The sequence below is a fragment of the Niveispirillum sp. FG148 genome (genome assembly GCF_057809655.1).
In genome coordinates, this window is record NZ_JBMDKJ010000020.1 from 78,111 (window position 1) to 90,989 (window position 12,879).

At 64.3% G+C, this 12,879-nt stretch carries 10 protein-coding genes; 7 read left to right on the forward strand and 3 right to left on the reverse strand.

The window, feature by feature from the left end; translation table 11 throughout:
* The first annotated feature begins 52 nt into the window (after nucleotides 1-52).
* Nucleotides 53-1,228: a PQQ-dependent sugar dehydrogenase gene (locus tag ACODTW_RS19305; RefSeq protein ID WP_488947698.1), complete on the forward strand. Its 1,176-nt coding sequence runs from the start codon at nucleotides 53-55 to the stop codon at nucleotides 1,226-1,228.
* 136 nt (nucleotides 1,229-1,364) lie between these two features.
* Nucleotides 1,365-2,054, forward strand: coding sequence for a class I SAM-dependent DNA methyltransferase (locus tag ACODTW_RS19310; RefSeq protein ID WP_488947699.1), 690 nt, complete (start codon nucleotides 1,365-1,367; stop codon nucleotides 2,052-2,054).
* Here ACODTW_RS19310 and ACODTW_RS19315 read toward each other — a convergent pair whose 3' ends face one another.
* Both ACODTW_RS19315 and ACODTW_RS19320 read right to left on the reverse strand, forming a co-directional pair.
* Nucleotides 2,055-4,247, reverse strand: coding sequence for a xanthine dehydrogenase family protein molybdopterin-binding subunit (locus ACODTW_RS19315; RefSeq protein ID WP_488947700.1), 2,193 nt, complete (start codon nucleotides 4,245-4,247; stop codon nucleotides 2,055-2,057). It abuts the gene before it with no gap.
* Between the two features lie 19 nt (nucleotides 4,248-4,266).
* On the reverse strand, nucleotides 4,267-4,716 hold the full coding sequence (locus tag ACODTW_RS19320) for a (2Fe-2S)-binding protein (protein WP_488947701.1): 450 nt from the start codon (nucleotides 4,714-4,716) through the stop codon (nucleotides 4,267-4,269).
* A 195-nt stretch (nucleotides 4,717-4,911) separates the two neighbouring features.
* Between ACODTW_RS19320 and ACODTW_RS19325 the strand changes: the two genes are divergently transcribed.
* The 4 genes from ACODTW_RS19325 (at nucleotide 4,912) to ACODTW_RS19340 (ending at nucleotide 8,811) form a co-directional block, all read left to right on the forward strand.
* A complete protein-coding gene (locus ACODTW_RS19325; protein WP_488947702.1) occupies nucleotides 4,912-6,327 on the forward strand; it encodes a sigma-54-dependent transcriptional regulator in 1,416 nt (471 codons plus the stop codon).
* A complete protein-coding gene (locus tag ACODTW_RS19330; RefSeq protein WP_488947703.1) occupies nucleotides 6,317-7,678 on the forward strand; it encodes a sensor histidine kinase in 1,362 nt (453 codons plus the stop codon). Before ACODTW_RS19325 ends, ACODTW_RS19330 begins: the two co-directional genes overlap by 11 nt.
* Before the next feature lie 68 nt (nucleotides 7,679-7,746).
* Complete coding sequence (locus ACODTW_RS19335; protein ID WP_488947704.1) at nucleotides 7,747-8,358, forward strand: LysE family translocator; 612 nt, start codon at nucleotides 7,747-7,749, stop codon at nucleotides 8,356-8,358.
* 150 nt (nucleotides 8,359-8,508) lie between these two features.
* Complete coding sequence (locus tag ACODTW_RS19340; RefSeq protein ID WP_488947705.1) at nucleotides 8,509-8,811, forward strand: SCP2 sterol-binding domain-containing protein; 303 nt, start codon at nucleotides 8,509-8,511, stop codon at nucleotides 8,809-8,811.
* Between the two features lie 13 nt (nucleotides 8,812-8,824).
* Here ACODTW_RS19340 and ACODTW_RS19345 read toward each other — a convergent pair whose 3' ends face one another.
* Complete coding sequence (locus ACODTW_RS19345; protein WP_488947706.1) at nucleotides 8,825-11,392, reverse strand: M10 family metallopeptidase C-terminal domain-containing protein; 2,568 nt, start codon at nucleotides 11,390-11,392, stop codon at nucleotides 8,825-8,827.
* 178 nt (nucleotides 11,393-11,570) lie between these two features.
* Here ACODTW_RS19345 and pyrC point away from each other — a divergent pair, with 178 nt between their 5' ends.
* Nucleotides 11,571-12,863 carry a dihydroorotase gene (gene pyrC, locus ACODTW_RS19350; protein WP_488947707.1) on the forward strand — a complete coding sequence of 431 codons (1,293 nt, stop codon included), beginning with the start codon at nucleotides 11,571-11,573 and terminating at the stop codon, nucleotides 12,861-12,863.
* Nucleotides 12,864-12,879 lie beyond the last annotated feature (16 nt).

Consider the following 12,879-nt stretch of genomic DNA (forward strand, 5'->3'; position numbering starts at 1 on the left):
AAATGCCCACATTGCCGGCAACCAATCAGGTTCAGGAAAGAGAAGCCACCCCATGTCCCTGACCAGAAAAATCATCGCGGCAGTGGTCACCAGCCTGTTGGTCAGCGGAACATCGCTGGCCGCGCCCAGGGAATTCACCACCTTCCCGGCGCCCAAGGCGCGTCATGATGTGAAGGTCACGGTCGTCGCTGACGGGCTGGATACGCCTTGGGCCATGGCGTTCATGCCTGACGGCCGCATCCTGGTGACGGAGCGTACGGGGCACCTGCGGGTCATCAAGGACGGCAAACTGCTGCCCGACCCCGTCGCCGGATTGCCGGTGATCGAGGAGTACAAGCAGGGCGGGCTGCTGGATGTGGCGCTGGACCCGGACTGTGCCCAGAACCGGTTCATCTACCTGTCCTTCATGGAAAAGGCAGTGAAGGGATCGGATGCCAAGCCGCGTGACCAGGACAAGGGCAACCGTACAATCATCGCCCGCTTCACCGACAATGGCACGGCGCTGGCCGACATGAAGGTGTTGTTCAAGGGCGCCCTGGTCGATAGCGGGCTGCATTTCGGCAGCCGCTTCACCTTCGACAAGGATGGCCATGTCTATTTCGGCATTGGCGAGCGCGGGTCGCAGGACCGAGCGCAGGATCTGATGGACGCCGCCGGCAAGGTCTTCCGCCTGAACCGCGACGGCAGCGTCCCGGCCGACAATCCCTTTGTTGGCCGCGCCGATGCCCTGCCGGAGATCTTCACCCTGGGCAACCGCAATCCCCAGGGGCTGGCAACCCAGCCGGGCACCGGCCTGATCTGGGAAAGCGAGCATGGACCGCAGGGTGGGGATGAAATCAACATCATCCGTCCCGGCACCAATTACGGCTGGCCTGTCATCACCTACGGCAAGACCTATGGTCTGGGCCTGAAGATCGGTGAGGGCACGGAGAAGGACGGGTTGGCCCAGCCGGAGCTTTATTTCGTGCCGTCGCTGGCCCTGAACGGCATGACCTTCTATGACGGTGCCGCCCTTCCCTTCTGGCGCGGCGACCTGATTGTCGCTCTTCTCGCCGGCGGCATCGCCCGGCTGGATGTGGAAGGCGACAAGGTGGTGGCGACCGAACGGCTGCTGGTCGATGAACTGCCCCGCACCCGCGACGTGGCCGTGGGCCCGGATGGGCGGCTTTACGCCCTGGTGGAAGCGCCCGGCTTGGACGGCAAGCTGGTCCGCATCGACCGGAAGTGACGCCGGGCGCCCTGTTGACAGGATCATGCGGGGCCGGATAGGGTCGGCCCCGCAGTGGCGCTGCTCCCCCGCTTTGGCTGGGATAAATCTACGCCCCTTTCCGTACCGGTGAACGGAAACAGGGGAGACATGCGCCATGACCAGGACCAGCCACGACCAGACCGTTTCCACCAACGAAGCCGGCTATGACCGCTGGTCGGGCTTCTATGACCATTATCCCAACCCGACCGTTGCCGCCGACGATCTGGCCTTCCCGCCACTCTGGTCGCACCTGACCGGGCTGAACGCGCTGGAGATCGGGTGCGGCACGGGCCGGCACACGCTGAAACTGGCGCGGGCCGGCAACCGGGTGACGGGGATCGACCTGTCGGCGGGTATGCTGGCCCAGGCGCGGACGAAGCTGCACGGTTTTCCGGTCACCCTGATCCAGGGTGATGTGATGGCCGGGCTGTCCATCCCGCACGGGCCGTTCGATGCCGCACTGACGGCGCTGGTCATCGAACATATTGCCGATCTGCCGGGGTTTTTCGGCCGCATCCGGCCGCTGCTGAAGCCCGGTGCCCCGTTCTACATTTCCGAAATCCACCCGGATCGCACCGCCGCCGGCACCTTCGCCCATTTCAAGGACGCCGACACGGGAGAGGAAGTGGCGCTGGCGGGCTTCCCGCACAGCGCCCAGACCGTGGCGGATGCCGCCGGTGCCGCCGGGTTTGTTGTAGATCAAAGCCTGGACGTGCAGGGCGATGCGGCCCTGACGGCGCTGAACCCGAAATGGGCACGTCATCAGGGCCGGCCGATGCTGAAAATCTGGGTGCTGCGGGCGTAGTTACGCCTTCAGCCCCTCCATGATCGGCAGTTGTCGGATGCGCTTGCCGGCCAGGACCGACAGGGCGTTGGCCAGCGCCGGGGCCGTGGGCGGCAGGCCCGGTTCGCCGACGCCGCCCAGCGCTTCCCCCGAATTGATGAAATGCACATCAACCACGGGCGCCTCGGAATGGCGCAGCAGGCGGTAGCTGTCGAAATTGCGCTGTTCGGCGCGACCGTCCTTGACCGTCACTGCTTCATAAAGTGCCGCCGACAGGCCCATGATGACGCCGCCTTCCATCTGGCTGCGGGCCCCGTCGGGCAGGACGACATCGCCGCAATCCAGCACGGCCGTGACGCGGTGGACCCGCGGCTGGCCCTGATCCAGCGACGCCTCCACCACATGCGCGGACAAGGCCCCGAAACTGGCGAAGAAGGCGATACCCTGGGCGTGGCCCTTGGGCAGCTTCCGGCCCCATCCGGATTTCTCCGCCGCCAGATTCAGCACGGCCAAAGCCCGTTTGTCATCGGCCAGCAATTGCCGGCGGAAGGCAACCGGGTCCTTGCCTGCCGCCGCCGCCATCTCGTCGATGAAACATTCCAGGAAGAAGGCGTTCTGTGTCGCCCCCACCGACCGCCAGGGGGCAGCCGTGACGGCCACATGGCGCATGGCCCAGTCGATCTTATAGTTGGGCAGCTTGTAGCGAAGATTGGTCAGGTCCTGCACCGACGATCCGTCCAACTCCCCGTCCTTCATGCCGCCGGGGGAAAATTCCATGCGCATGGACGGTCCGGCAGTGCGGATGCGCAGGGCCGTCACCTGACCCTTGGCATCCAGGGCGGCGGTCAGGCGCGCCATCTGCGCCGGGCGGTAATAGCCACGGTCGAACTCATCCTCTCGCCGCCAGAAGAACTTCACCGGTGTTCCGGCCAGTTCCTTGGCGACGATGGCCGCGCCGGGGATGCCGTCATCCATCAGCCGCCGGCCGAAACCGCCACCCAGCAGCAGGGTGTTGATCGTCACCGCTTCCGCGTCGATGCCGGCCGCACCGGCCGCCGTGCGGCGGCACCGGTCCTGCACCTGTGTCGGCGCCCACAGCTCCAGCTTGCCATCCTTGAACAGGCCCGTGCAGCTCCACACCTCCATCGGGGAATGGCAGACATAGGGTACGCCGTAATCGGCCGTCACCGTCTTGGCGGCCCCCTTGAAGGCGGCATCCACGTCGCCCGTGGCCGTGGCCGGCACCGCCTTTTCAGCGCCCAGCCCTTCCTTCATCGCGACTGCCAGGGCGGGGCTGTTGATGCTGTCGTTGGGCGACGGGGCCATGGTGACGGTGATGGCATCGGCCCCCTTCATGGCCGACCAGACGCTGTCGGCGACGATGGCGACGCCGCCGGGAATTTTCACGACCTTGCGCACCCCCTTCACCGCCAGGGCCGGTGCGGCGTCGAAGCTGGCAATGTCGCCATGATAGACCGGGTTCAGCCGCGCGCAGGCATAGAGCATGCCGGGCAGCCGGAAATCCATGGAATAGACGGTTTCCCCCCGCGTCTTGGCCGGGATGTCCAGGCGCGGCACAGCCTTGCCGACATAGCGGCGGGTCTTGGGATCGCGCAGCGGCGGATTGTCGGGCGGGGTCAGTTTGGCGGCAGCCTCCGCGACCTCTCCGATGCCGAGGCTGCGGCCGCTGGCGGCGTGCGACAGGTGGCCGGATTCCAGGGTGATGCCGGCTGCATCCACCTGCCAGCGGTCGGCCGCAGCCTGCACCAGCAGGGCGCGCGCCTGCGCGGCCCCTTTGCGCAGATGGTCATTCCAGCGCCGCACGCCCCAGCTTCCGCCCGATCCCATACCACCACCGAAACGGTAGGCATCGGCGGGGATGGCCGTCTGCACGCTGACATCGGCGAAATCCACCCCGACCTCATCCGCGATGATGGCGGCATGGGCCGTGTGCGTGCCCTGCCCCATCTCCGTCGTGGGCGACAGGATGACGACCTTGCCATCGGGCTTCACCACCAGATGGGCGGTGACCATGCCGGCCTGGGCATTGGCCCCGGCAGCCGACGCGGCCAGCGACGGATAGGCGGGCGGGGCCGCATTCTGGGCCACCGCCGGCAGCGGCAGCGACACGGCAACGGCCAGCCCCCCCATGCCGGCCAGCAGGGCGCGGCGGGACAGGTCGGGCATCAAGACATCGCGGTTCAGGCTGTCCATGGCTGAAATCCCCTTCCCGTCAGGCGTTGATGCCGGCGGCGCGCTTGATCGCGGCCTTGATGCGCGGATAGGTGCCGCAGCGGCAGAGATTGCCATCCATGGCGGCGTCGATATCGGCGTCGCTGGGCTTGGGCGTTTCGGCCAGCAGGGCGGCGGCCGACATGATCTGGCCCGACTGGCAGTAGCCGCATTGCGGCACCTGCAGATCGGTCCAGGCCTTCTGCACCGGATGGTCGCCGCCCAGCCCCTCGATCGTGGTGATCTTCGATCCAGCCACCGATTCCAGCGGGATGGAGCAGGATCGTGTGGCCACGCCGTCGATATGGACGGTGCAGGCGCCGCACTGGGCGATGCCGCAGCCATATTTGGTGCCGGTCAGCCCCGCCAGATCGCGGATGGCCCAAAGCAGCGGCATGTCGGGATCGGCATCCAGCTTGTGCGTCTTGCCATTGATGGTCAGTTCGATCATCGCCCGCTTCCTTCCGCCTGTCTGTTGGTTTGGCGCCAGAATAAAGTCCGACCGGTTCGGCGGCTGCGGCGAAATTGTTTCCCCTCTGTAACAGTGATGCCAAACGATATCAAAATCCAACCCGGCGCCCCTCGCCTTCCCCCGGCAAACACTGTACGTTTCCGGACAGTTGAAGTGGTTAACAAGGACGGGCTTATGGGTACGCAGCCGCGGGTTCTGATCGTGGATGATGACGAGGATATCCTCGTCGCCGCCCGCCTGATGCTGAAACGCGAAGGCATCCTGTGCCACACCGAACCGCGCCCCGACCGCATTCCGCAATTGCTGAAGGATGGTGTGTTCGACGCGGTGCTGCTGGACATGAATTTCGCCATCGGGGCGAATACCGGGCGCGAGGGTTTCCAGTGGCTGAAGCGGATCGTGGAGATTGATCCGTCCCTGTCGGTGGTGCTGATCACGGCCTATGGCGATGTCGGCACGGCGGTGGAGGCCATGAAGCAAGGCGCGGCCGATTTCGTGCTGAAGCCCTGGCAGAATGAACGGCTGCTGGCCACGCTTTCCTCCGCCTTGAAACTGACCGCGTCCAAGCGAGAGGCGCAGCAGGCCACGGCGACGACGCGGGAACTGGCGTCGGTGGCGCTGGATGGTACGCCGGGCATCATCATCGGGTCGTCGCCTTCCATGGCGCGCATCTTCTCCCTGCTGGACCGGGCGGCCCCGACGGAAGCCAATGTCCTGATCCTGGGGGAGAACGGCACGGGCAAGGAGGTGATTGCGCGGGAAATCCATCGTCGGTCTAAGCGCCGCGATCAGGTCTTCGTCTCCGTCGATCTGGGCTCCGTCGCCGAAAGCCTGTTCGAAAGTGAGCTGTTTGGCCACAAGAAGGGCGCGTTTACCGACGCCAAGGAAGATCGGGTCGGCCGGCTGGTCGCGGCCAATGGCGGTACCCTGTTCCTGGATGAAATCGGCAATCTGCCGCTTTATCTGCAATCCAAGCTGCTGTCGGTGCTGGAACAGCGCGTCGTCATCCCCGTGGGCGGGACCAAGCCCATCCCCATTGATGTCCGTCTGGTCAGCGCCACCAACATGCCGCTGGCCCAGTTGGGGCGGGAAGATGTGTTCCGCCAGGACCTTCTCTATCGCATCAACACGGTGGAACTGCACCTGCCGCCGCTGCGCGACCGGGCCGACGATATTCCAGCGCTGATCGAGCATTTCGTCGCCATCTATGCCCGCAAATATAATATGCCGGCCAAGAAGGTGGCGCCCGCCGCCCTGCCCCGCCTGATGGCCTATCGCTGGCCCGGCAATGTCCGCGCGCTGCGGCATGCCGTGGAACGCGCCATGATCCTGTCGGCAGGCGATATGCTGGAAGCCGACGATTTCTCGTTGCCCTCCACCACCGGGCAAGCGGCACCGGCGGCACCCGCACCGATGCCGGCGGCGTCTGATGGCGCGCTGGTTCTGGACACATTGGACCTGGAGGCCGTGGAACGGGAAGCCATCCGCAAGGCCCTGTCCAAGCACCAGGGCAATATCAGCCACGCGGCCCAGGACCTGGGAATTACCCGCGCCTCGCTTTACCGGCGGATGGAAAAGCATGGGCTATAAGCGGTTTGAACTGAACGTCACGCTGCGCGTGGCACTGCTGGCGCTTTCCTCCATGCTTCTGGGCATCATGCTGGTTGCCACCAGCTACCGTGCCACCAGCTTCCTGGTCGGTCTGGCCATCCTGATGCAGGTGGGGGGCCTGCTGCGCACCGTCACCAAGACCAACCGCGAGGTAGCGCGTTTCCTGGGCGCCATTGCCCATTCCGATTTCAGCCAGACCTTCCGGCAGGGAACGCAAGGGGCGGCCTTCGACGAACTGGGGCAGTCCATCACCCAGGTGATGGACAAGTTCCGCGACAGCCGTGCCAACTCCGAAAAGCAGGCGGACTACCTGAACGCCATGCTGAACCATGTCCCCGTCGGGCTGGCGGCGGTGTTCGAAGATGGCCGCGTCACGCTGCTGAACAATTTCGCCCATCGTCTGCTGGGACCAGAGGAACTGAGCCGCCGCACCGCCGACGGTCAATTGCTGGCCGATGTTCTGCGAACCCTGTCGCCGGGCACGCGCAGCCTGATCCGCGTGGCCGGTGGCAGTGCGGTGGGGCCGCAGCAATTGACCGTGACGGCCACAAAACTGATCCTGGGCGGTGAGTCGCGCCTGCTTCTGTCCTTGCAGAACATCGCCGGCGATCTGGAGGCAACAGAGGTGCGCGCCTGGCAGGATCTGGTGCGCGTGCTGACGCACGAGATGATGAATTCCCTGACCCCCATCGCATCGCTGACCCGTACTGCACAGGGCGTGCTGGCCGACCTGAAGGAAAAGATCAACGCCCAGCCTGATCTGGTGGAGGAGATGCAGGATGCCGAGATGGCCATTGATACCGTGGCCCGCCGGTCCAACAGCCTGCTGCGCTTCGTGGAACGGTACCGCCAGTTCACGTCCGTGCCCAAACCGCAATTGTCCCGCATCAAGGTCAAGGAGATCACGGAGCGCCTGCAGCGGCTGATGGCACCGGCAGCGGAAAGCCATGGCGTCTCGCTGGAAGTGCTGGTGCTGCCACCGCAGTTGGAACTGGTGGCAGACGGCGACATGGTCGAACAGGTGCTGATCAATCTGCTGAAAAATGCCGTGGAAGCCATGCGGGATGCAGAACCACGCGCCCAGGGCCGGCGCATCCGCCTGACGGCCCATCTCGACGAAGGCGGCCATGTCGTGGTCAGCGTCGCCGACAATGGCCCCGGCATCCCCGCCGACGTGGCGGAAAAGATATTCATCCCCTTCTACACCACCAAGCGCGACGGATCGGGTGTGGGCCTGTCGCTGGCGCGCCAGATCATGCTGGCCCATGGCGGCAGCATCAACCTGTCACCCGACCCGGACGGCGGATCGGTCTTCACATTGCGCTTCTGATCGGTATCGCGGTCCCAGATGCATCCGTGGTAGGATGCATCTCTTTTCGGCTGCAAGGTGCCCCGATCATGGAACTGACCGCATTGTTGATCTTCGCCGGTATCTACGCTGTGGCTGTCGCTTCCCCGGGGCCGGGCGTAGCCGCCGTTGTCGCCCGCGCCATGGCCACCGGCACCCGCCGCACCCTGCCCTTTATCGCTGGTATCGTCATCGGCGACCTGACCTGGTTTGCGCTGGTGGTTGGCGGGCTGGCCGTCCTGGCGCAAAGCTTCCAGATTCTGTTCACCGTCATCAAATATGCCGGTGCCGCCTATCTGCTGTTCATGGCCTGGAAGCTGTGGCGGGCACCCGCCAAACCGGCCGGCGAACAGCCGCAGGTGAAGGGTGAGGGCCTGCGCCTGACCATGGCCGGCCTAGCCCTGACGCTGGGCAATCCGAAGACCATGGTCTTCTTCCTGGCCATCCTGCCCCAGGTCATTGCCCTGCGCGATGTCACACCGCTGTCGATCGCGGAACTCTGCGCTGTCATGATCGTTGTCCTGTCGGGCATCATGACCGCCTATGCCATGGTGGCCAACCAGGCCCGACGGTTCCTGAACACACCGGAACGGATGCGCGCCGTCAACAGGGCCACGGGTGGCGTGATGGCCGGTGTGGCCGTCGCCGTCGCCGCGCGCTGAACCTTTCACTGCACCCAACAATGGACCGGTGGCACAGGCGGCAGTGCCACCGGCCTTTTTCTTGCCATCCCCCCTGCGAGACGCTATATTCCCATTACGTAAACGTCACACATAAACGTCACAATTGTGACCGGAGCCTTGGGGAGTGCCATGACCGTCGATCAGATCGAAGCGCAGATGAAGGCCCGTGCCATGAATTTCATGGGCCTGGGCGCCCTGGTGAAGTTCGATTTTGGCGGCGGCGACGCGCTGTTCATTGATGGTCGCAGCACCCCGCCGGTCGTATCCCGTGAAGGGTCGGCGCCGGACACGACGCTGACCATCTCTGCCGAAAACCTGATCAAGCTGGCAGAAGGCAAGCTGGCCCCCACCCTGGCCTTCATGACCGGCAAGCTGAAGGTCAGCGGCAATATGGGTGTGGCCATGAAGCTGGCCAACATGCTGGAAGACTGATCCCCTTCCGGGTTCAGCGGGCGTAAAGCCAGTAATCATCCACCGTCACGGCCTGAGCCAGGAGGTTCAGGCCGTTGTCGTCTCCGGACATCGTGTCGGTTGCGGCCGCGGCCTCCGACACCATGGCGCTGCTGCTGGTGCTGGTGCCCGCGGTGATGGTGACGCGGTAGTTCTTGGCCAGGGAACTGAGCGCACGCAGCTCCAGATAGATATCCTCCGGCTCCTGGGTGAAGAACTCCACCGAGATGGATGAGTAACGGCCATATTCATCAATGACGATGACATTGTCGTGGCCACGCATCAGCAGTTCCGCCAGCTGCACGCTGGAACTGGACTGGTTCAGGAATTCCAGCTTCACGGTATAGGTCGTGTAGGCGGTGCCGTGGAAAATGAACCAGTCATCGTCATTGACGCTGGCGAAATCCCCCGTCACGGCCACGCCAGCGCTGATGGTGTGGCTGGTCTGGTCCGTGCCGAAAGGTGTGCCATTGGCATTGGTGGCGGCCAGATAAGCCTTGGTCGCCCGCTCCTGCCAACTGTCACCGGTGATATTGTTCGCCATGGCATAGGCGACCACGTCGAACTTCCCGACACTGCGTCCTTCCAGGAAACCGCTGGTCAGATAGTGGCGCGTCAATGCGACCGTGTCATAGCCATAGACCTTCACCAGATCCGGGTTGGACCCGGCATAATCATAGGCATTGAACAGGTCGATGCTTCGCCCCTCCCCCGCGCCGAAATTGAAATAATGAACATAGGCGGCGTTGGTATCGGTACCGAAGACGCGGATCAGATCGGCATTGGACGCCAGATATTCCAACGGGTCGAACAGGACCGTCCGGTATTCCTTGTAGCCATAGCTCAGATAATGGTCGACACCGGCCGCCGCGTTCAGGCCAAAGACGGCCCGCAGGTCGGCGTAGGAGGCGATATAGGACAGGCCTGAGAAACTGATGGTCGCCCCCTTGGCGGCCCCGTTCAGGATATAGTCAATCTCCCCACCCACGACGCTGTACCCGATCGTGTCGATCCGGCTGGCATCGCTGGCAATATAGGCCAGGGCGTCGAACCCGGTGGCGACGCGGCCTTCCTTGTAGCCATAGCTGACATAGTGCTGGGTGGCGGCCGCGGTATCCAGACCGAAGGCGGCGATCAGATCCTTGTTGTTGGCCAGATATTGCAGCGGATCGAAGCTGTCCAGGCTGCGCCCTTCGTTGACGCCGAAGCTCAGCCAATGGCTTTTGGCCGCCGCGGTATCATAGCCAAAGGCCCGGATCAGGTCTGGGTTGGAAGCGAGATATTCCAGCCCGTTGAAATCCAGGGCCGCGACCTGATCCCGGGTCAGGGTGACGCTGCCCTTGAACTGGAAATTCTCCACATTGCCGACCAGCAGGCTGCCCGTCGGCCCCTTCAGGGTCAGCGTCCCGTCGCTGTTGGTGATGGCGCGATAGTCGCTGGACGAACCCAGAAGCTGCACCGTATCGGTGCCGGCCCCGCCATCGACCGTGTCATTTCCCCCACTGTATAGGGTGATGACGTCATCGCCGGCGCCGGTCACGATGCGGTTGGCCAGCGCATTGTCACGCACCGCGTCCGTGCCCGAACCCGTGACGACATCACTGATGAAGCTGGCATAGGCGATGGCCAGATTGCGGGTCAGACCGCCGGCATCGGAATAGGACCCGGGCCGAAGATCCACATTGGCCGTGGTGGAAAATCCGGACAGGTCCAGCTTGTTATGCCCGCCGCCATCCCAGATGGTCAGGATCGGTTGCCCGTTCACGGTGAAATCGAACACGCTGCGATTGGCCGTGCTGTTGAAGCCATAGACCGTATCACCCGACCGGGTGTCATAGTTTCGGCCATAGTAATCCTGCACCGCCAGCAGATCATAGATCATGGGCGTGGAGGCATATTTACGCCCATAATTGGCACCGGTATTGGTGGCGGAGAAATAGGACATGATCGTGTACTGGTAACTGTCCTGATAGAACTCCGCATTGGTGGCGTAGGTGATCTCGTCGCCATTGTCGGAGGCATTGTAATCACTGGGATGGACCAGTCCCAGCGTATGCCCGATCTCATGCAGGAGGGCCATCAGGTCGTAGCTGCCGGCGACATTGCCGCTCCACGTATCCTTGCTGCCATCGAAATTGATCCAGAGTGGTCGGGTCTGGCCCGATGTGTAAGCGAAGCCCCAGACCCCGTCGGCGATTGAACTGGAATTGGCAAAGGTGATCTGTCCCTGCCGCACGGAAGAGGAGGCGTTCTCCACGAAGTTCAGGACGGCGACGTCGGCCCAGAGCGACAGGGCCAGGCGCACCGTCTCCTTCTGGCTGCTGGTCAGGGCATTGAATCCCGTATAGTCGGAACCGGTGGAGCCGGCAGGCCGGGAGGTCAGGAAGCTGTAACCGATGATGTCATCCGGCGCCCAGGCCCCATCAGGGTCCTGCAGGCGCGTCACCAGCGCGTCATCGGAGATGACGGTCTTGCCCCCGGTGATGCCTGTGGCGGCCGTCGCCAGCTCCGCCGTCGTAACGTCCTGATGGCTGTCTTCCGGCCGACCGCACAGAACACACATGCTCCCACCCTGCTGAAAATCCCGTCCCATTGCCTTCAACGTAGCAGATGGCCAGCGACCGTCGACAGCCACCGAAAGGATGGTGGCTGCTTTTTCAACCTGCGCCCGCGAAAACAGCAATCCGCCGACGGCCCGGCTCTGCTAAATACCCCCCGTGCAGCCACGGAGACGCAGCGCCATGACCCAGCCCGTCCTTTACCGCAACGCCCGCCTGATCGACCCGGCCATCGGCCTGGATGTCGTCGGGGACCTGCTGACGGTGGGAGAGGAGATCGCCGCCCTGGGGCCCAACGCCACGGCCAACGGTGTGCCGGACGGAACGGAAACCGTGGACGCCACGGGCCTGATCCTGGCCCCCGGCCTGGTCGATCTGCGCGCCCAGGTGGGCGAGCCGGGGCTGGAACATAATGAAACGATCCAGACCGCCAGCCGCAGTGCGGCTGCCGGTGGTATCACCGCCCTGGCCGCACTGCCCAACACCGACCCGGTGATCGACGATGTGGCGGGGATCGAGTTCATCGCCAGGCGCGCGCGGGAGACCAAGCTGGTCAAGATCTTCGCCTATGGGGCGGTAACGCGGGAGAATGCGGGCAAGGAAATCGCGGAGATCGGCCTGCTGTCGGAAGCTGGCGCCGTGGGCTTCACCGATGGCGGTCCCATCGCCGACCCGGCCCTGATGCGTCGCGCCCTGGCCTATGCCGGCGGATTCGGCCAGACCATCTTCCAGCATCCCAGCGAGCCGCGGCTGGCCGGTGGCGTCATGAACGCGGGCGAGATCGCCACGCGCCTGGGCCTGGCCGGCATCCCGCCCATGGCCGAGGTCATCATGCTGGAGCGCGACCTGCGTCTGGTGGAGATGACGGGCGGCCGCTATCACGCCGCCAACATCTCCACGGCCGAGTCTGTGGCCGTCATCCGCCGCGCCAAGCAGCGCGGGCTGAAGGTGACCTGTGACACCGCCCCGCCCTATTTTGCGCTGACGGAAGTGGATGTCGGCGATTACCGCACCTTCTTCAAGCTGTCGCCGCCGTTGCGCGGAGAGATGGACCGCCGCGCCATCATTGAAGGGCTGGCCGACGGCACCATCGATGCCATCGCGTCGGACCACCAGCCGCATGACCAGGACAGCAAGCGTGTGCCCTTTGCCCAGGCTGCCTTTGGCGCCGTGGGTCTGGAAACGCTGCTGCCGCTGACTCTGGAACTGGTGCATAAGGGCGCCCTGCCCCTGACGCGCGCGCTGGCCGCCCTGACCTCTGTCCCCGCCAGTATCCTGGGGTTGAAGGGTCTGGGTCGCCTGACCGTGGGCGGCAAGGCCGATCTGGTGCTGTTCGACCTGGACCGGCCCTGGCGCGTAGAGGCCGAGAAACTGGCATCCAAGTCGAAAAACAGCTGCTTTGACCGCCGCCCGGTGCAGGGCATGGTCTTGCGCACCATCGTGGATGGGCGCACGGTGTTCAGCCGCAACGCGTGACCGACCGACCCTGAAT